20 protein-coding genes and 1 pseudogene are annotated in these 18,510 nt (G+C 60.5%); 10 read left to right on the forward strand and 11 right to left on the reverse strand.

Annotated elements, in window-relative coordinates; all coding sequences use genetic code 11:
* Positions 1-4 precede the first annotated feature (4 nt).
* The 4 genes and pseudogenes from J3D54_RS21230 to J3D54_RS21245 form a co-directional block, all read left to right on the forward strand.
* The gene (locus J3D54_RS21230) at positions 5-448 is read left to right on the forward strand and encodes a CopD family copper resistance protein (RefSeq protein WP_253426694.1); all 444 of its coding nucleotides are present in this window, start codon (positions 5-7) and stop codon (positions 446-448) included.
* Positions 449-566: 118 nt separating this feature from the next.
* The gene (locus J3D54_RS21235; protein WP_253422367.1) at positions 567-1,952 is read left to right on the forward strand and encodes a coproporphyrinogen III oxidase; all 1,386 of its coding nucleotides are present in this window, start codon (positions 567-569) and stop codon (positions 1,950-1,952) included.
* Positions 1,936-3,324, forward strand: a complete 1,389-nt coding sequence (gene hemN, locus J3D54_RS21240) for an oxygen-independent coproporphyrinogen III oxidase (protein ID WP_253422369.1) — start codon at positions 1,936-1,938, stop codon at positions 3,322-3,324. The genes J3D54_RS21235 and hemN overlap by 17 nt, the downstream gene beginning before the upstream one ends.
* Before the next feature lie 16 nt (positions 3,325-3,340).
* Positions 3,341-3,441, forward strand: a pseudogene (locus J3D54_RS21245) (short-chain dehydrogenase); the annotation flags it as partial.
* A 109-nt stretch (positions 3,442-3,550) separates the two neighbouring features.
* Here the strand turns inward: J3D54_RS21245 and J3D54_RS21250 are convergent.
* From J3D54_RS21250 to nirS, 11 genes are all read right to left on the reverse strand, one after another.
* Positions 3,551-5,044, reverse strand: coding sequence for a nitrite reductase (locus tag J3D54_RS21250; protein WP_253422371.1), 1,494 nt, complete (start codon positions 5,042-5,044; stop codon positions 3,551-3,553).
* Complete coding sequence (gene cobA, locus J3D54_RS21255; protein ID WP_253422373.1) at positions 5,041-5,880, reverse strand: uroporphyrinogen-III C-methyltransferase; 840 nt, start codon at positions 5,878-5,880, stop codon at positions 5,041-5,043. Before cobA ends, J3D54_RS21250 begins: the two co-directional genes overlap by 4 nt.
* A gap of 70 nt (positions 5,881-5,950) precedes the next feature.
* Positions 5,951-7,129 (reverse strand): heme d1 biosynthesis radical SAM protein NirJ, encoded by a 1,179-nt coding sequence (gene nirJ / locus J3D54_RS21260; protein WP_253422375.1) that lies wholly within the window; start codon positions 7,127-7,129, stop codon positions 5,951-5,953.
* 26 nt (positions 7,130-7,155) lie between these two features.
* The gene (locus J3D54_RS21265) at positions 7,156-7,659 is read right to left on the reverse strand and encodes a nitrite reductase (protein ID WP_253422376.1); all 504 of its coding nucleotides are present in this window, start codon (positions 7,657-7,659) and stop codon (positions 7,156-7,158) included.
* Positions 7,634-8,077, reverse strand: coding sequence for an Lrp/AsnC family transcriptional regulator (locus J3D54_RS21270; RefSeq protein ID WP_253422378.1), 444 nt, complete (start codon positions 8,075-8,077; stop codon positions 7,634-7,636). The genes J3D54_RS21265 and J3D54_RS21270 overlap by 26 nt, the downstream gene beginning before the upstream one ends.
* The gene (locus J3D54_RS21275) at positions 8,070-8,585 is read right to left on the reverse strand and encodes an AsnC family protein (protein WP_253422380.1); all 516 of its coding nucleotides are present in this window, start codon (positions 8,583-8,585) and stop codon (positions 8,070-8,072) included. The genes J3D54_RS21270 and J3D54_RS21275 overlap by 8 nt, the downstream gene beginning before the upstream one ends.
* Positions 8,582-9,040, reverse strand: coding sequence for an Lrp/AsnC family transcriptional regulator (locus J3D54_RS21280; RefSeq protein ID WP_253422382.1), 459 nt, complete (start codon positions 9,038-9,040; stop codon positions 8,582-8,584). The genes J3D54_RS21275 and J3D54_RS21280 overlap by 4 nt, the downstream gene beginning before the upstream one ends.
* Before the next feature lies 1 nt (position 9,041).
* Positions 9,042-10,220 (reverse strand): cytochrome D1 domain-containing protein, encoded by a 1,179-nt coding sequence (locus J3D54_RS21285; protein WP_253422383.1) that lies wholly within the window; start codon positions 10,218-10,220, stop codon positions 9,042-9,044.
* The gene (locus J3D54_RS21290) at positions 10,217-10,543 is read right to left on the reverse strand and encodes a cytochrome c (RefSeq protein WP_253422384.1); all 327 of its coding nucleotides are present in this window, start codon (positions 10,541-10,543) and stop codon (positions 10,217-10,219) included. The genes J3D54_RS21285 and J3D54_RS21290 overlap by 4 nt, the downstream gene beginning before the upstream one ends.
* Before the next feature lie 15 nt (positions 10,544-10,558).
* Positions 10,559-10,873, reverse strand: a complete 315-nt coding sequence (locus J3D54_RS21295) for a c-type cytochrome (protein ID WP_019649087.1) — start codon at positions 10,871-10,873, stop codon at positions 10,559-10,561.
* A 24-nt stretch (positions 10,874-10,897) separates the two neighbouring features.
* The gene (gene nirS, locus J3D54_RS21300; RefSeq protein WP_253426696.1) at positions 10,898-12,466 is read right to left on the reverse strand and encodes a nitrite reductase; all 1,569 of its coding nucleotides are present in this window, start codon (positions 12,464-12,466) and stop codon (positions 10,898-10,900) included.
* Between the two features lie 322 nt (positions 12,467-12,788).
* Here nirS and J3D54_RS21305 point away from each other — a divergent pair, with 322 nt between their 5' ends.
* The 6 genes from J3D54_RS21305 to J3D54_RS21330 all read left to right on the forward strand — a co-directional run bounded on the left by J3D54_RS21305 (position 12,789) and on the right by J3D54_RS21330 (position 18,489).
* Complete coding sequence (locus J3D54_RS21305; RefSeq protein WP_064617210.1) at positions 12,789-13,580, forward strand: CbbQ/NirQ/NorQ/GpvN family protein; 792 nt, start codon at positions 12,789-12,791, stop codon at positions 13,578-13,580.
* Positions 13,564-14,151, forward strand: coding sequence for a cytochrome c oxidase subunit 3 (locus J3D54_RS21310; RefSeq protein ID WP_253422385.1), 588 nt, complete (start codon positions 13,564-13,566; stop codon positions 14,149-14,151). Before J3D54_RS21305 ends, J3D54_RS21310 begins: the two co-directional genes overlap by 17 nt.
* 11 nt (positions 14,152-14,162) lie before the next feature.
* A complete protein-coding gene (locus J3D54_RS21315) occupies positions 14,163-14,420 on the forward strand; it encodes a cytochrome C oxidase subunit IV family protein (protein WP_253422386.1) in 258 nt (85 codons plus the stop codon).
* Between the two features lie 277 nt (positions 14,421-14,697).
* Positions 14,698-15,138: a cytochrome c gene (locus J3D54_RS21320; RefSeq protein WP_018927787.1), complete on the forward strand. Its 441-nt coding sequence runs from the start codon at positions 14,698-14,700 to the stop codon at positions 15,136-15,138.
* A gap of 3 nt (positions 15,139-15,141) precedes the next feature.
* The gene (locus J3D54_RS21325; protein WP_253422387.1) at positions 15,142-16,569 is read left to right on the forward strand and encodes a cbb3-type cytochrome c oxidase subunit I; all 1,428 of its coding nucleotides are present in this window, start codon (positions 15,142-15,144) and stop codon (positions 16,567-16,569) included.
* A 78-nt stretch (positions 16,570-16,647) separates the two neighbouring features.
* Positions 16,648-18,489 carry a nitric oxide reductase activation protein NorD gene (locus tag J3D54_RS21330; RefSeq protein WP_253422388.1) on the forward strand — a complete coding sequence of 614 codons (1,842 nt, stop codon included), beginning with the start codon at positions 16,648-16,650 and terminating at the stop codon, positions 18,487-18,489.
* The last annotated feature ends 21 nt before the right edge of the window (positions 18,490-18,510 follow it).

Raw genomic sequence — 18,510 nt, forward strand, 5'->3', positions numbered from 1 at the left:
TCCCATGCTCTATCCGCTGTTTCTGACGTTGCATCTGTTTTCCGCGCTGATTTTTATCGGCACGGTGTTCTTCGAAGTCCTGTTCCTTGAAAGTATCCGCAAACAGCTGCCTGCCAAGGTCATGTTGCTGGTCGAGCAGGGGATCGGTCGACGTGCCCGCACCTTGATTCCATGGGTTCTGCTGATGTTGTTCGGCGCCGGGCTGGGGATGGTCTGGCTGCGTTATTTGCCGGCCCTTGCAGCGCCGATGACCTCATCGTTTGGCACATTGCTGATGTTGAAAATCGTGGTGGCCGTCAGCGTACTGCTGCATTTCCTGGCCGCCATGTATTTGTTCAAAAGTGGCCGGATGAGTGCTCGATATCTGCATTTCATCCATGGCAGCCTGTTCTGCCACATGGTCATCATCGTACTGTTGGCCAAGTGGATGTTTTACCTGACGTGGTAACTGGGCTGCCTGGTGACGGTTGCGCGACAAGCACTTTGCTCGCGCTTGATGCAAATCAAGGAGCATGGGTCGCCAGACTCCGACACTGGCGGTCCGCAGGCAGTCTCGGAGACCCGTTATGCTCAATTTGTTTCACAGCCCCGGTGAGCTGAACGTCCGGTACGATCAAGGCGTGCTCGACCCCAACTGCCATGTCGACACTGAAAAATTTCATGGCGGCATCGGCTCTCTGGATTTGCTTCGTGCGTTGCGCGTCAGCCACCAGAGGTGCCATCCGCTATCGCTGAACGTGCAACTGCCTTCTTACCTTAAGCCGGCCTTGTGGTCCCCTCGCGAAACTTCATGCGAGCACAGTGTTGTCGAACACTATCTTCAGCGCCTGGAACATGAGATCGACCTTGTCGGTTGTCATCTGGGAGCCAGGCAGCGGGTCGAGCAGTTCCATCTTGGCGGCGGAACACCTGCCATTACCCACCTGAGACGGCTGATGAATCACCTTCGTGGCCGCTTCAACTTTCTTGGACATGAGTGCGGTGACTACAGCATAGAAGTGGACCTTCACCATACGGATTGGTCGACCATGGGCATGCTGCGTGACTTGGAGTTTACTCATGTCAGCATCGGCGTTCCGGACATCGGTGCCGACAGTGCGATGTCGGTGGCCTGCTACCAGAACCCGGCACCGATCCATTCGCTTATCGATGCCGCTCGTACCTTCGGCTATCGATCCATCAATGTCGATCTGGGTTATGGCCATACCTGGCAGACGCCAGAAAGTTTTGCACTGAAACTGGCAACCATCATCGCACTGGAGCCGGACCGGCTGCTGGTGTTTGATTATGCCCGGCCACCGCAACGCTATCGGCCAAAGGCCGCAGACAAAATCAGGGCGTTTTGCAGCGAGGAAGAAAAAGCCGACATGCGCCGGATCTGCTTCGAACAGTTGATCGGCGCTGGTTATCACTACATTGGCCTGGGTCAGTTTGTCCGGCCTGATGACGATTTGGCGATTGCTCAGGAACGCGGCCGATTGCGTCGCAATGGTGAGGGGTTTACCCGTCACGGACATTGCGACCATATCGGGTTCGGTTTGGGCGCTATCAGTCAGATCGACGGTTTGTATGCGCAAAACACCGACGAACTGGAACGGTACCAGCGGCAACTGGACATGGACCAATTGCCGACGAGTCGTGGCTGGCGCTGTGAGGCAGGGAATCAGGTCAGGCACATGGTCATGGAACGCCTGGCGTGTGATCTGGAACTGGATATTCAGGCAATCGAGACGCGTCATGGACTGATTTTTCGTCAGTACTTTTTCACCGCCTGGTCTGTGCTGGAGCAATTGAGCCGTGACGGGTTGATCGAACTGTCTGACCGTTTCATTAGTATTCTTCCGGCCGGTCGGCCGCACGTGGATGCCATCTGCAACCTGTTTGAAAAGGATTCGGGCGGTGCTGGGCATCCGTCCCATTGCGAGTGGGTTGATCATGACACGTTCATTTGATTTCAATCGCGCCCTGGTCGAAAAGTATGACCTCCCGGGGCCGCGCTATACCTCTTACCCGACCGCGCCGCAGTTTCATCAGGCGTTCGCCGTCGATGACTATCAGCGTGCGGCCTCGGACAGCAACCAGGCGATAACGCCAAAATCGCTGTCGGTGTACATCCACATCCCGTTCTGCAAGAGCCTTTGTTACTACTGCGCCTGCAACAAAATCATTACTCGGAAAGCCCACCGCGCCGTCGAGTACCTGGCGTACCTCAAGCGCGAAATCGTGATGCAAGCCGCCTTGTTCGACCGCAGCCGAAAACTCACACAATTGCATCTGGGAGGTGGCACACCGACCTATTTGACCGGCGAGCAACTGGCTGACCTTATGGACTGCCTGCGCCAGGCATTCGACATGGATGACAGCGATGACCATGAGTTTTCCATCGAGGTTGACCCGCGCACCATCAATACGCAACAGATCCAGTTGTTGCGTCAGTTGGGCTTCAATCGTTTGAGCTTTGGCGTACAGGACTTCGATCCCGACGTGCAGGCTGCGGTCAATCGGCGGCAAAGTGAAGAGCAAATCCATGCGCTGGTCGCTGCGGCACGCCAGGCGCAATTCAAATCGATCAGTGTCGATCTGATTTACGGCCTGCCATTGCAAACCGTGGAGAGTTTCGATGTCACCCTCGGCAAGATCATCGCGCTGTGTCCGGACCGGATTGCGGCCTACAGCTACGCCCATTTGCCGGAGCTGGTGCGCGCGCAACGACTGATTCGTCCGGCCGATATGCCGCCACCTGAGCGCAAGCTAGAGTTGCTTGAACTGACAATCCGCCGTCTGACCGAGGCCGGTTATGTCTATATCGGCATGGACCATTTCGCCTTGCCGGACGATGAACTGGCCTTGGCCCGGGCCAATGGCACGTTGCAGCGCAATTTCCAGGGATATTCCACCCACGCTGACTGTGATTTGATCGGTCTCGGAGTGTCTTCGATCGGCAAGGTCGGCGATAGCTACAGCCAGAGCGTCAAGGAGCTTTCGCAGTACTACGCGCGGCTGGATCAAGGCTTGTTACCGGTCCATCGAGGTTACCGCTTGAGCGCCGACGATCAGCTGCGCCGTGAGGTGATCAGCGATCTGATGTGCCACGGCCGGATCGACTTCGGCAAGTTTGAAGCGCGTCATGACATCTGCTTTACCGATTACTTTGCCGAGGCGCTGATGCAACTGGACGAGCATGTTCGCGATGGCTTGCTGCAGATTCACAAAGACGCGTTGGTGTTGTTGCCTCACGGGCATTTGATGATGCGCAGCGCGGCGATGGCGTTCGATGCTTATTTGGGTGTTGATCAAAAAGGCCGGTTTTCACGCACCGTTTGAAGTTCCCAGCTCCGGAGATGCGTCAGCGGTGGCCAACGTGACGGTTTTTCAGCTGTCCCAAGGTGCGCGCGGGGTGTTTATGGTCAGGACTGGAAGGTCGATAACGGGTACACCTTGGAGGTGATGCTGAGCGGAGGTGGGCCAGATTCCTGTGGCGAGGGGGCTTGTCGGAACGCCCCCTCGCCACAGGGTGTGCGTTTGCGCATTTTAAGCCGGGGCGCAACGTCTAGTGGGACGTGCCCTCAGCAAACTCGATCTTGTTGCCGACGTTGTACTTGCCCGAAGGCTTGTTCATCGGCAGGCGCTTGATCTCTTTGAGGGTGTTGCTGTCGTAGACAATCAGCGCACCGTCGGTGGCCCAAATACTCAAAAGCAGGTAACGGCCATCGCGAGTGAACTCAACATGAGCGGCAGTCTTGCCGGGCATCGGGCGCAGGGTGTGGGCGATTTCCAGGGTCTGTTTGTCGATCAGATGGATCGCATCGTTGTCGGGGCCGAAGAATACGTCGGTCCAGGCATACCGCGAGTTGACGTGGCTGCGCATGAAGAAACCCGGCCCCAGGGTCGGTATTTCCTTGATCAGTTTCCAGGTCTTGAAGTCGATGACCGAGATCAGGCCCTTGCTGATATTCGGCGTGGCGAACACCCACTCACCGTTACGTTTCCAGTAGGTCCCGGACCCCAGGTGCGGCATGCCCGGCAGTGGAATGTCGGTGACCACCTTGCCACTGTCGAGGTCGATCACCTGGCCGCCCTTGGCCGCGCGCGACGTGGCCAGCAGTTGCTTGTAATCCGGTGAAAAGGAAAAGTCGTCCAGCATATCTTCGGCCTGGATACGACGCGGTTCGAAGTCCGGTGTGCCAGCGCAGGGCAGCTCCCAGACTTCCTTCACATCCTTGAGCGCCACGATGAAACTGTCCCGTGGCGGCGCGGTGTAGACCGCGCTGACCCGTGACGCGGTGCCGTCCTGGCCGATGGCCGGAATGGTTTTGACCCATGACAGATCGCGGGCATCGAGCACCACCAGGTTGCCCGGCAAGTAGTTGCCCACCAGCACCCAGCGGCCATCCTTGCTCACCGCCAGGTTGCGGGTGTTGAGCCCGGCGCGGACCTCGGCGATCAGTTTCAGGTTGTGCAAGTCATACAGACTGATCCAGCCATCGCGAGAGGCCACGTAGACGAAACGTCCATCCGGCGAGAACTTCGGCCCGCCATGCACGGCAAAGTGCGAAGCAAACCGTGCCAACACTTCAAAACGGTCGCCGTCGAGGATGTTGATGTGATGATCGCCAGCTTCCACCACCACGAACAGGTTCAGTGGATCGGCGCCATGCTGAGGTGTGTCGGGCAATTTGTTGATATCGGCGAGAATGGAATGACTGCCGCGAATGTCGTCGTTACTCCAGCTGGGTGGGGTGGCGGGTGGTTGCTGAAGGTAATCCACCAGCGCGTCGATCTGCGTGGGGTTGAACACGTTGGCATACCCGGTCATCTGGCTCGCAGGGCGACCGTTCTGGATCACGCTGCGGATTTCGTCGGGTTTGATCCGGCTCAGACTCTCCGGCAGCAAGGCCGGCCCCGCACCGCCGAAACGGTTGGCGCCATGGCAGCGCTGGCAATGCTGTTGATAGAGGTTGGCGGCCGCGTCGGAGGGCGGAACCGCCGCACCGGCATGAGCCGCACCGATCCACAACAATGGGGTAAGCAGCATCCGCCTCATATCGCCACCTTGCGCTGGCGTTGCAGCGCTGGGGCGGGGTAAAAGCGCGCCGGGAATTCCTGCTGTTGGGCAGCGAACAGATCGACCACTTTGCCGATCACCGCAAGCGTCGGAATGCCAGGTGGGCATTCCCGCGCCAGGGTTGGCAATTGGTGCAGCCTGCCTCGGGCCACATGCTGGTCGGGACGCGTGCCATTGCTGATCAGCGCCGCCGGTGTCTCGGCGGGCATTCCGGCTTCGATCAAGCGCTGGGCGATCATCCCGAGATTCGATAGCCCCATGTAAAACACCAGGGTCTGGCTGCTGTCGACGAGGCTGCTCCAGGGTAATTGCAACTCTCCATCGTGTTGCAGGTGCCCAGTGATGAATCGACAAGAGTTGACCAGATCCCGATGGGTCAGCGGGATGCCGGCGTAAGCGCTACACCCGGAGGCGGCAGTAATGCCGGGGACCACCTGGCAGTCAATGTTGCGTTGCAGCAGATACTCCAACTCCTCGGCACCACGGCCGAAGATGAACGGGTCGCCACCCTTGAGCCGGACCACACGCTGGCCCAGATCGGCGAGGTCGGCGAGTAGTTCGTTGATCTGATCCTGGGGCAGGCTGTGGCAGCCGCTGGCCTTGCCGACGTAATGCCGGGCGCAGGTGAGGGGGATCAACGCCAGCAGCTCGGGGCTGATCAGGCGGTCATAAACCACGGCGTCGGCTTGCATCAACAGGCTCCAGGCGCGCAGGGTCAGCAAGCGTGGATCGCCGGGGCCGGCGCCGACCAGGGCGACTTCGCCCGGTCTGAACGGGGACTCAAGTGCAGCCGGTAAAATAATCGATGGATGCATGGGACGTCCTTGGTACTTCATCGGGTGGGCCGGCCCCATCCTTTGTCAGATGGCTCGCCAGGCGGGTGCTTCAGTGCATGACGCAAGGGATGGTCGTTAATGGCGGTATGCCGATCTCTTCATCGCTGAGGTGGCACCCGGGGTCCTGGCCCCAGAGATCACCTTCGGCCCAGGCGCGGGTGCGGGTATTGCCGTTGCAGATGCTCAGCCAGCGGCATTGGCTACAACGGCCACCGACGGCGCGCGGATGCGCGCGCAGTTGCTGCAACAAGGCGTCCGGGCGGTCCAGCCACAGCGTGCGAAACTTCGTGTGCCGGACATTGCCCACCGAGTGCTGCCACCAATAGGTGTCGGGGTGTACTTCACCGGTGTTGTCGATGTTGGCGATGCCGCTGCCCGAGGCGTTGCCACCCCAGGCGCGGAGCATGTGTTCCAGGCGCCGGTAATGCTCGGGTAGATGCAGGCCTACCCATTGCAGCAGGAGAATCGCGTCGGCGTCGTTGTTGCCGCTGACAAAATCGCTGTCGCGACCGTGCTGGATGTCTTCCCAGGCCCGTTCGAAAATCAGCGTCATCGCTTCGCGACTCATCTGCTGCCGGGCGTCGAGCTGGCGGCTGCGTTTGCCGCGACCGCTGTAGTTGAGGTGCGACAGATAAAACTTCTGCACGTCGTACTCGCGCATCAACGCCAGCAGTTGGGGCAGCTGCGCATGGTTCTCCTGGGTCAATGTGGTCCGCAGACCGACGCGAATGCCCTGTTCGCGACAGAGCCGGATCGCCCGCATGGAACTGGCGAAGCTGCCCTTGAGTTGGCGGAACGCGTCATGGGTGGCTTCCAGGCCATCGATGCTGATCCCGACATAGTCGAAATTCGCTGCGCGGATCTGCGCGATGTTCTGCTCATCGATCAATGTGCCGTTGGTGGACAACGCCACAAAGAAACCCTTTGTGCGGGCATAGGCGCTGAGCACAAACAGATCGTCACGCAGCAGGGGTTCACCGCCGGAAAGAATCAATACCTTCACGCCGGCATCGTGCAGATCGTCGATCACCGTCAGCGCGGCGGGCGTATCCAGTTCGTCGCGAAAGACGCTGTCGGCGGACGTGGCGTAGCAGTGTTTGCAGGTCAGGTTGCAGCGCCTGAGCAGGTTCCAGATCACCACCGGCGGCCGGTTGCTGCCCGGTGGGCTGGTTCTGGGGGCGGGCACCTGGCCGGTCAGGGCACGCAGGTAGTGGCTGATCCTCAACATGCAACTCTCCTTGAACCAGCGGGTGTTCAGCGTGGTACTGGCGGTAGCCGTAAACCGGTTTTCTTCAGGATGCGACTGCTCACCAGCATCTCGTCGGCGGCGCAGGCATCGCCCAGCAAGTAGCGCAGGTGTTCGCGGTAGCTGTCGATTTCCTCGCGGCTGCGACCGTGCACCATGGCGAACAGGTTGTAGCGCCACGCGGTTCGGCGCGGGCGTCGATAACAATGGCTGACAAAAGGCTGCGCACCGATCAGCGCACCGAGGCGCGGCATGTCGGTGTCGCGCACATCCCAGACCGTCATGCCGTTGTAGCGATAGCCCAAGCGATAATGGTTGGGGACGGCGGCGATGCGTCGGATCGCGCCCTCGGCCTGCAAGCGCTTGAGCAAATCCAGGGTGGATTCGATGCTCAGGTCCAGCTGTTCGGCGAGCCAGGCCCACGGGTCATCCAGCAGCGGCAGGCCGGCCTGGGTCAGTTCAATCAGTCGGTGTGCCAGGGTGTCTTCAGACCGGGAAGTACAGACCGACATGGTAAGTCTCCTCTTTGGGCACGTTGAGCAGCGGCAAACCGGTCAGGGTTTCGATGTATTGCAAGGTTTCGGTGACGCCTTGTTCGGTCGCGCAGCCGAGCACGAACCACATGTTCCAGGCGTGTTCGCGTCGATAGTTGTGCGCCACTTCAGGCAGGGCGTGCAGTTGCGCGGCGACCTCTTCGAACCGTTCTTCCGGCACTGCCAGCGCCGCGAGGGTGAAGGCGCCACCGAGGCGTTCGATGTCGAACATCGGACCGAAGCGCGTGAGTATTCCCTCACAAAGCAGTTCGTGGAGGCGGTGGAGCAATTCAGTACTGCTGCTGTCCAGTTCGCTGGCCAGCGTCTGCCAGGGGTTACGCACCAGCGGCAGGCCCAGTTGCAAGCGGTTGATCAACCGACGGTCAAGATCATCCATGGGGCTTGGTTCCCGTTGAGGAGGCGGCAAAGCGTCCGCCACATTGTTTGAAGGCTTGGGTGCTGAACAGCAGTTGATGGGGCAGGTCGCTCAGCAAGTGTTCTTCCAGCAACGCCTGGATCTGCGCCTCGACCTGCGCGCGTTGGCGCCCGTGAACCATGCAGAACAGGTTGTAGCGCCACTGCGGCAGGCGCCGTGGCCGTTGATAGCAGAGGGTGATACCGGGCGCTCGCCCCAGGCGCTGGCCGACTTCGTCGATCAGTGCGTCCGGAACATCCAGCACCAGCATGGCGTTGGCGGTAAAGCCCAGCGCGCGATGGTTGAGCACCAGACCGACCCGCCGAAACAGCCCTTGTTCGTGCCACTGATGCATTTGCGCGAGCACCTGGCTTTCATCGGCGCTTATCCGTTCCGCGAGGGCCTGATAAGGGCGTGATACCCGCGGCAATCCGCCTTCCAGATGCCGACGCAGCGCCTGTGTCTGTTCGGGGCTCAATCCCGGCTTCATGGGCCTTCTCCCAAGGCAAAACCGAGGTCGATGCGGTAAGCGGTCAACATCGGCAGATCCAGCGGAACGAGGCCGGTGTCGTTCTCAAGTTGTTCGAGAACACGTTCGATGTGGGGGCGATCAGGCCCGGTCAGCACAAACCACAGGTTGTAGAAATGCTCCCGTGCGTAGTTGTGATTGACCTCGGGATACAGGCTGACGCGCTCGGCGACCTGTTGCAGACGTTCGGCGGGCACGGCGAAGGCGGCGAGGGTGCTGGCCCCGGCGCGGCTGTGTTCGAACACCGGGCCGATGCGTGAGAGGGTGCCGGCCTGAGCCATTGCTTCCAGACAATCCATCACCTGGGCCTCGCGGCAACCGAGAATCCGCGCCATCTCCTTGTAAGGTTCTGGGCACAACGGCATGCCGTGCTGGAAGCGGTCGATCAGTTGGCGGCTGAGCAGGTCGAGGTTCATTTCAGTAGCCCATTTTCTGCGCGCGACTGCTGAAGAAGATGCCGCTCGGCGCGGTGGCGGGAAGGGTGCTCAGCTGCTTCAGGCTGTACGGATCCCAGACCTGAACCTGATCGCCATCGCGTAACGACAGCCACAACTGGTCGCCGCGCGCGGTGAATTCCATGTGCAGCACCGCCGGCCCCGGCCGTAGATCGGCGACCACGGCGTGGGTTTCGATGTCGATGACCTGGACCCGATCGTTGTCCGGGTAGGCGAAGTTCACCCAAAGCTGTCGACCGTCCGGCCGCGAGGTGACGAACACTGGCTGGCCGGCCACCGGGATGACAGCGGTCTGCTGCCATGTGCGCGAATCCATCACCAGCACCTGATGACGGCCGACGGCGGGCACGAAGGCTTGGTGATCGGCGATGGCCCAGCCCTCCAGGTGCGGCATCTTGTAGACGGGCAATTTCGCCTGGCCGCGCCCGTAATCACCGAGCACTCGCTGCACCCCGCGCTCCGGATGCCAGAGGTCGAGTTGCGCCATGCCGTCTTCGCCGAACAGCCCGGCCATGTAGTAGCGACCATCCGGGGTAATCAGCGCGTCGTAGGGTTGCTGGCCGATGTCGGTGAAACGGCTGATTTGCGGCGTGTTGCCCTGACTGAAATCGGCGGTCCAGATCTCGCCGGTATCGAACAGGCTGAACACAAAACGCTGACCGGGCGCGTCGACCAGGCCGACCACCCGTGAGCGCTTGCTGCCATCGGCCAGGGGCGTGGCCGGAATATCGGCCACCTGTTGCAGGGTTTCGGCATCGAACACCTTGACTCCGCCGGGCACGTAGTTGGACACAGCGATGAGTTTGCCGTCCTGACTGATGGCGCCGCCGATGCTGTTGCCGCCCTGTATCACCCGTTGATCGATGCGTTGGGTCAGCAGGTCGATTTTGCTCAACCCGCCGTCGCGGCCGAACAAGTAGGCATAACGCTGGTCGCGGGAAAACACTATCGAGGCATGGGACAGATCGCCGAAGCCTTCAAGTCGGGCCAGTGCCGTGCGGGTATCGCTTTCGATGATTTGCACACTGCCGGTGGTGCGCTCCACCACCACGCCGAGATCGCCGGTACCACGCAAGGGTGACTGAGCGCAGGCGGACAACAACAGCCCGGTCGCCGCTAAAAGCAGGGTTGAACGGATCATGGTGCGGGGTATCCCTGGAGAAGAAGATCGACCAGCCAACGGATGTCGTCCGGGCTGAGCAGTGGGCCCCAACCGGGCATCGCGGTGCCGGGGCGGCCTTGGGTGACGGTGGCAATCAGGCTGTCGCGGGGCTTGCCTGCCAGCGTTGCACGCGTCAGGTCGGGACCCAGCCCGCCGGTCATGTGCAGTCCATGACAGGCGCCGCAATCCTGGGCCAGCAGGTGCTCGAGTTGGGCCTGACGCTTGGCGTCCGGCGCCGCAACCGAGGTCGCGCAAAAGAGGAGGAGGGCCGCCAGAACCACTGCGTGTCGATGAACCATCATGGCGCCCTCCGTTGGCTATTTGAGACTCAGGACCCAAGTTGCGAGTGTTTTCGCTTCGTCATCCGTTACCGGGTTGGCCGGCATGGGTATCGGGCCCCAGTTGCCCTGCGTACCGTTCTTGATGTGGTTGGCCAGGGTGTCCACGGCCTCGGGCACGCCAGCGTTCTTGGCTGCGACATCCTTGAGCGCCGGGCCAACAAGCTTGGTGTCGATGGAATGGCAGGCGGCGCAGGGTTTGCTCTTGAACAGTTCCTGCGCATCTTGGGCCACAACCGGCTGCACGCTCAGCGCAGCGGTCAGGGCGAACAGTGAAAGCAGAGTATTTTTCATGGTCGTTCCTTGCATTGATGGAGCTCAATAAATGTCGTGTTGGGTGTTGTAGACATTGAATTTCCCGGTGGGGGTAATCAGTCGTTTGTCCTTGATCACCGATTTGAGCTTCAGCGTTTTGTCGTCGATCACCACCAGTGCCGACTCCTCTGATTGACCACTCCACACGGAGAACCAGACCTCATCGCCGGCCTTGTTGTATTCCGGCTGCACGACCCGCATAGCGCCTTGCTTGATACCGGCGTACTCGGCGATGGGCAGCACGGTGTAACCGGCGTCGAGTTTGTCGAGGTTGAACACCGCCACCGACTGGCTCAGCCTGGCGTCCGGGTTGAGGGTGGTGTCGACATAGAGGTGGCGCGAGTTGGGGTGGGTTTTGATGAACAACGAACCGCCGCCCTGGCCCTTGAGCGAGGCAACCTGTTTCCAGGCGTATTGCGGGTGTTTGACCGGGTCGGTACCGATCAGCGAGATACCGTCGTCTCCCAGGTGGCTGGTGGCCCAGACCGGCCCGTAGACAGGATGATCAAAGTTGGCGCCACGACCCGGGTGAGGGGTTTTGCCGACGTCCACCAGGGCGGCCAATTTGCGATCCTTGGAGTCGATCACGGCGACTTTGTTGGAGTCGTTGGCGGCAGTCATGAAGTAGCGATGGGTGCTGTCCCAACCGCCGTCATGCAGGAAGGGGGCGGCATCGATGTAGGTGATGGTGAGGTTTTTGATGTCCTGGTAATTGACCAGCATGACCTTGCCGGTTTCCTTGACGTTGACGATGAACTCCGGCCATTCATGGGAGGCAATGATCGCCGCGACCCGGGGTTCTGGGTGATATTCCTGCTTGTCGACAGTCATGCCGCGGGTCGAGACGATCTGTTTTGGTTCCAGGGTTTCGCCATCCATGATGGTGAATTGCGGTGGCCAATAGGAGCCGGCGACCGTGTATTTGTCTTCGTAGCCCTTGAACTTGGAGGTCTCCACCGAGCGCGCCTCGATGCCCACTTTGACTTCGGCGACCTTGGTCGGCTCCACCGGCCACAGGTCGATCATGTCGATCCGGGCGTCTCGACCAATCACCAGCAGGTAGCGACCGGAGGCAGAAATGCGCGAGATGTGCACCGCGTAACCGGTCTCGATCAGCTTGACGATTTTCTTGCTGTCACCGTCGATCAGGGCAATCTTGCCGTCATCGCGCAACGTCACCGAAAACAGGTTCGGCAGATTGAGTTTGCTCAGTTGCTGCTTCGGACGATCCTCGGGCTTGACCAGCACTTTCCAGGTTTTCAGCGTCTCGGCCATGCCCCATTCCGGTGGCGTGGGCGGTGTGTGCTGAATGAACTTGGCCATGGCCGTAATCTGATCCTTGGTCAGCGCATTCGATGTTCCCCAGTTCGGCATGCCCGCCGGTGAACCGTAGGTAATCAACGCCTCCAGATACGGTTGGCCGCGAGACTGGGTGATGTCCGGCGTCAGTGGTTTGCCCGTGGCGCCTTTGCGCAGTACGCCGTGGCAGCCGGCGCAGCGCTGGAAGTAGATTTCCTTGGACGCGTCGAACTCGGCCTGACTCATGTCGGGCGCTCCGGCGGTTGTGACCATCAGCGGGCTGGCCGCAGCAGCGACGGGCTCGTCGGCTCTGGCCGCATGAGTCACCGCAAGGGCCAGCGCCGACCACAATGTGGCGACAGTCAGAGCAAACGTTTTTCTATTGCTGATCAGCATTCCATTTCTCCTCAGGCAAGACCTTTGCGATGTGCTGGAACGGCAGCGCAGAACGCAGGTTCTTAGTGCCGTGCAAGGCTATGCCCGAGCAGGCCAATGCTCGCTTGACCGCGATCAAGTTTGCTGGCCATGTCACTTGCCAGGTTGTCGCAGGGGCCCGTAGCGTGTGGCTTGAATCCGCATTTGGAACAGACAGCCCATGGACCGAATCCAGTCTTGCGAACCCTTCTATCAACCGCTCAATAATGAGGAGGCGCTGTTCGAACAAGCCTGGCGACACGGCATGCCCGTGCTGATCAAAGGCCCGACGGGGTGTGGCAAGACCCGTTTTGTCCAACACATGGCCCATCGGCTGAAGCTGCCGCTGTACACCGTGGCTTGCCATGACGATCTGAGTGCCGCCGACTTGATTGGCCGTCATCTGATTGGCGCCCAAGGCACCTGGTGGCAGGACGGACCGCTGACCCGCGCGGTGCGTGAAGGCGGCATTTGTTATCTGGACGAAGTGGTCGAGGCGAGGCAAGACACAGTCGTCGTACTGCACCCACTGGCCGATGATCGTCGCGAGTTGTTCCTGGAACGCACCGGCGAAGTGCTGCAGGCGCCGTCGTCATTCATGCTGGTCGTGTCGTACAACCCCGGCTACCAGAACCTGCTCAAAGGCATGAAACCCAGCACCCGGCAACGGTTCGTGGCGATGCGTTTCGGCTATCCGCCGGTGGCCGACGAAGAGCGCATTGTCAGCCGGGAAGCGCAGGTGGACAGCGCGCTGGCGGCGCAAGTGGTCAGACTGGGGCAGGCCCTGCGAAGGCTCGATCAGCATGATCTTGAGGAAGTCGCCTCGACGCGGCTGCTGATTTTTACCGCGCGTATGATCCGCTCCGGCATGAGCCCGCGTGAAGCGTGCATGGCCTGCCTGGCCGAGCCGCTGAGCGATGATCCACTGACAGTTGCGGCGCTGATGGGCGTGGTTGATGTCCACTTCGGTTGAGTCCAGGGACGTTGCGCGTGGCCACCTGCCGGGCGATCTGGCGATGTGGTTTTTCATTTTGGCCGAGTTGTCGGTGTTCGCCATCCTGATGCTGGCGTTCGCCGTGACCCAGGCACTCAAGCCGCAGCTGTTCGGTGAAAGCCGTCAATTGCTCAACACCTCTACCGGCCTGGCAATGACCCTGAGCCTGCTCACCGCCGGGCTGTTCGCCGCGCTGGCTCAGGAGCAAGTCAGGCGCTCCCGGTCCCGCCACGGCGCCGTGCTTCTGCTGGCCGCGTTGCTTGCCGGCAGCGTCTACGTGGTGTTGAAACTTACCGAATACCAGCACTTGCTGGCCTCGGGGCTGGGCATGGAGCACAACACGTTTTTCACCCTCTACTGGATCCTCACCGGTTTTCACTTTCTCCATGTATTGCTCGGCATGGTCATTCTCGGATGGCTGGCCGAGCGCTGCCGTCGACGCCTGTACAACGCCGCTAACAGCAGCGGGTTTGAATCGGGTGTGCTGTATTGGCACATGGTCGATCTGATCTGGGTCGTGCTGTTTCCGCTGGTCTACGTGCTGAATTGACGGAGGTTCTGATGTCGGCTTCCAGGCTTTTGCTCGTCTGCTGGGCAGCGTTGGCCACATTAAGCGTGTGCACCGTTGTGTTGTCACAAGTCGGCGCGACGTGGCTGTTGTCCATTGCCATTTTGCTGGTGGCGGTTGGCAAGGCCTGGCTGATCACCGATGGCTTCATGGAGATGTGCCACGCGCCGCGATGGTGGCGGCGGTTGATGGTGAGCTGGGCGTTGGTGTTGGCGGTGGTTGTGGGGCTGACGCTGGCGTCGTTCCGCTAGCCATCTGTGGCGAGGGAGCTTGCTCCCGTTGGGGCGCGCAGCGGCCCTAAAACCAGTCACCGCGAATATTCAGATAGAAAGCAGGCACAGGTTTTACGGCTGCTTCGCAACCGAGCGGGACGGTGCGGCGATCCGACAAGCTCCCTCGCCACAGGTCAGGCGTTCGGCTTCTCGATGTAATGCCCGACCAAAACCATCTGCCTTTCTTGATCGCCATCAAGCAGGTTTTACCCCCTCGCTTTCTATCATGGGCACGCCAAGCAAAGAGGAAGCGACCATGTCAGAGACCTTCACCAAAGGCATGGCCAGGAACATCTATTTCGGGGGAAGCGTCTTTTTCTTCCTGATATTCCTGGCCTTGACCTATCACACGGAACAGACCTTTCCAGTGCGCAGCAACGAAGCGCAGTTAACCGAATCAGTGATTCGCGGCAAGACGGTCTGGGAGCAAAACAACTGCGTCGGCTGCCACACGCTGCTGGGCGAGGGCGCCTACTTTGCGCCAGAGCTGGGCAACGTATTCCAGCGGCGCGGTGGGGAGGAGGGCTTCAAACCCTTTCTGCATGCCTGGATGAAAATGCAGCCGCTGGGTGTACCGGGGCGGCGAGCAATGCCTCAGTTCAAGTTGAGCGAGCAAGAGGTGGATGACATCGCCGAGTTCCTCAAATGGAGCTCGAACATCAACACCAATGGCTGGCCGCCAAACAAGGAGGGCTAAGAGATGAGCATCGCTAATCCGCATCTGAAATTCGCCTCGCAAGCCGTGGCCAAACCGTACTTCGTGTTCGCCCTGATGCTGTTTCTCGGTCAGGTGCTGTTCGGTTTGATCATGGGTGTGCAATACGTGGTGGGGGACTTTCTGTTCCCGATCATTCCCTTCAACGTGGCGCGGATGGTGCACACCAATCTGCTGATCGTCTGGCTGCTGTTTGGCTTCATGGGCGCTGCCTATTACCTGATTCCGGAAGAGGCCGACCGCGAACTGCACAGCCCGAAGCTGGCGATCATTCTGTTCTGGGTATTCGCCGCCGCCGGTGTGCTGACGATTCTCGGCTATCTGCTGGTGCCTTATGCGGGCTTGGCCAAACTGACGCATAACGAGCTGCTGCCGACCATGGGCCGGGAGTTCCTGGAGCAGCCGACCATCACCAAGATGGGCATTGTGGTGGTATGCCTGGGCTTCCTCTACAACATCGGCATGACCCTGCTCAAAGGTCGCAAGACCACCGTCAGCATGGTGATGATGACCGGGCTGATCGGCCTTGCAGTGTTCTTCCTGTTCTCCTTCTACAACCCCGGTAACCTGGCCCGCGACAAATTCTACTGGTGGTGGGTGGTGCATCTTTGGGTGGAAGGCGTGTGGGAACTGATCATGGGGTCGATGCTCGCCTTCGTGCTGATCAAGATCACCGGCGTCGACCGGGAAGTGGTGGAGAAATGGCTCTACGTGATCATCGCCATGGCGCTGATTACCGGGATCATCGGCACCGGTCACCACTTCTTCTGGATCGGTGCGCCCGAGGTCTGGCTGTGGGTCGGCTCAATCTTCTCCGCATTCGAACCGCTGCCGTTCCTGGCCATGGTGATCTTTGCCTTTAGCATGGTGAAAAACCGTCGTCGGCAACACCCGAACCGCGCGGCCACTCTTTGGGCCAAGGGCACCACGGTCACGGCGTTCTTCGGTGCGGGTGTCTGGGGCTTTCTGCATACCCTGGCGCCGGTCAACTTCTACACCCATGGTACGCAACTGACGGCAGCGCACGGTCACCTGGCCTTCTACGGTGCTTACGCGATGATCGTGATGACCTTGATCAGCTACGCCATGCCACGACTGCGCGGGCTGGGTGAAGCGGGTGACGAGCGTTCACAGACCCTCGAAATCTGGGGCTTCTGGTTAATGACCCTGTCGATGGTGATGATCACGCTGTTCCTCACCGCGGCCGGCGTCGTCCAGGTTTACCTGCAACGCTGGCAGGCTGATGGGGTCGCGTTGCCATTCATGTCCACGGTCGAACATCTGCAGGTGCTGTTCTGGGCCCGTCTGGGCGCCGGTCTCGGCTTCTTCGCCGGGCTGCTCTGCTACCTGTTCAGCTTCAAGCAACGTGGCCGCGCAGCCTCGCGCGCCCCGGCGGCGGTTGTGCCTTCATGAACGGGTGTAATGGCTAGAAAAGGTCGGCCCGGCTGATACAGCGGGCCGTTTTTTTGGTTTCCAGCAAGGGCAAGCATCATGGCGTTTACCGTCGAACTGGAAGAGTGGGTAGGCAGTGTCTGGCATCGTTTCATCACCCGGCGCGCCAGCCCTGATTTCCCCGAAGCACGGGTTGAACTGGCCAGCCAGCAACGCCCGCTGGCGCTGTTGTTTCGCGCCATGGGCGGTGCCAATGGTGTCGGTGTGGAAGCGGCCAGCGCCCGCGATCTGCTGCTGCGCCGCAACGTGTTGCAGCAGATAGCCGGCACCTGCAAACAAGTGCCGTTGGCGTGGTGTGACGCGAGTAATTTGCGGCTGCCATCGAGCCTGGCGGTGTTTCCTGAAGTGGCACTGAATGAGGAACTCTACCGCTGGCTCGCGTTGCTGGCGGCACAGGCCGGGCCGATGCGCCACTGGGGCCGGGACAATCAACGCTGGACGCAGCAGCTGCTGCGACGCTATCCCGCGCTGCGTGTTCGTTACCAACGACTGGTCGATGCCCATCTGCAATTGCGCCCCGATCCGGCCTCGTTGAACGCCAGCGAAGCGGCGCTGGAACGGGCGTTATGCCAGGCGTTGCGCGAGCCCGGCAGTGTCGAGCATTTTCCCCGTAGCGAACGGGTCGCATGGCCGTTGCCGCTATGGTTGTACCCGCCGCAACACCTCGCCAGCCCCCAGACTGCCGATCTGGGCGATGAATCCGAAGAGTCGTTGACCACGCCGCCCGGCGAACAGAAAGGCGGGCGTAAACGCGCGACGCGGATCGACGAAAGCACCCGCGATGGCGGGCTGTTGGTGGTGCGTCTGGAGAACCTGTTCAGCTGGACCGAGCACGTGGATCTGGATCGCTGGTCGGATGACAGCGAAGACCCGGACGCCGCCCGAGTCGCCGACGACCTGGATGAATTGACCCTGTCGCGCACTCGCCTGCGCAAGGGTGGCGGCCTCAAGCTGCACCTGGATTTACCACCGGCCGATGTCGACGATATTCCCTTGGGCGAGGGCATCAAGTTGCCGGAGTGGGACTATCGCAAACAACAGATGCAGAACAGCTTCGTCAATCTGCAAATGATGGTGCCCCGTGACTGTGAAGCGCAGCCGTTGCCATCTCGACTGAAGGCCTCGGCGCAGCGCTTGCGGCGCCAGTTCGAGCATCTTCGTAATGATCGCCAGTGGTTGCGCCAGCAACCCCAGGGCTCAGAGTTGGACATGCAGGCCTGGCTGGATTTTCACGTTGAGCGTGAGCACGGCCAGTGCGCCGAACGCGGTCTGTTCATGGAGCAACGCCAGACGCGCCGCGACCTGGCGTGTCTGTTGCTGGCCGATGTGTCGATGTCCACCGACGCCCACCTGAACGATGAGCATCGTGTCATCGACGTCATCCGCGACAGTCTGCTGCTGTTCGGCGAAACCTTGTCGGTGCTGGGTGATGATTTCGCCCTGTACGGGTTTTCCTCGCTGCGCCGTCAGCAAGTGCGCATGCAGGAACTCAAGTCATTCATCCAGCGCTATGACGACAACACCCGAGGTCGCATTCAAGGGCTCAAACCGGGGTATTACACCCGCATGGGCGCCGCCATTCGCCAGGCCACACATTTGCTGGGCAACAGCAAGCGGCGTAGCAAACTGTTGCTGTTGCTCACGGATGGCAAACCCAATGATCTGGATCTGTATGAAGGGCGCTACGGTGTTGAAGACACCCGCGAGGCGGTGCTGGAGGCACGGCGTCAGGGGCTGACGCCGTTCTGTATCACGATTGATCGCGAGGCCGGGGATTACCTGCCTTACATGTTCGGCGCCAATGGCTACACCTTGATCCGCCAGCCCGAACAACTCCCCCTGCGCTTGCCGCAGTTGTACCGCCAACTGACCCAACCTTGAACCCCGGTCAATCAACGCAGC

The sequence above is a fragment of the Pseudomonas sp. GGS8 genome, assembly GCF_024168645.1.
GTDB lineage: Bacteria > Pseudomonadota > Gammaproteobacteria > Pseudomonadales > Pseudomonadaceae > Aquipseudomonas.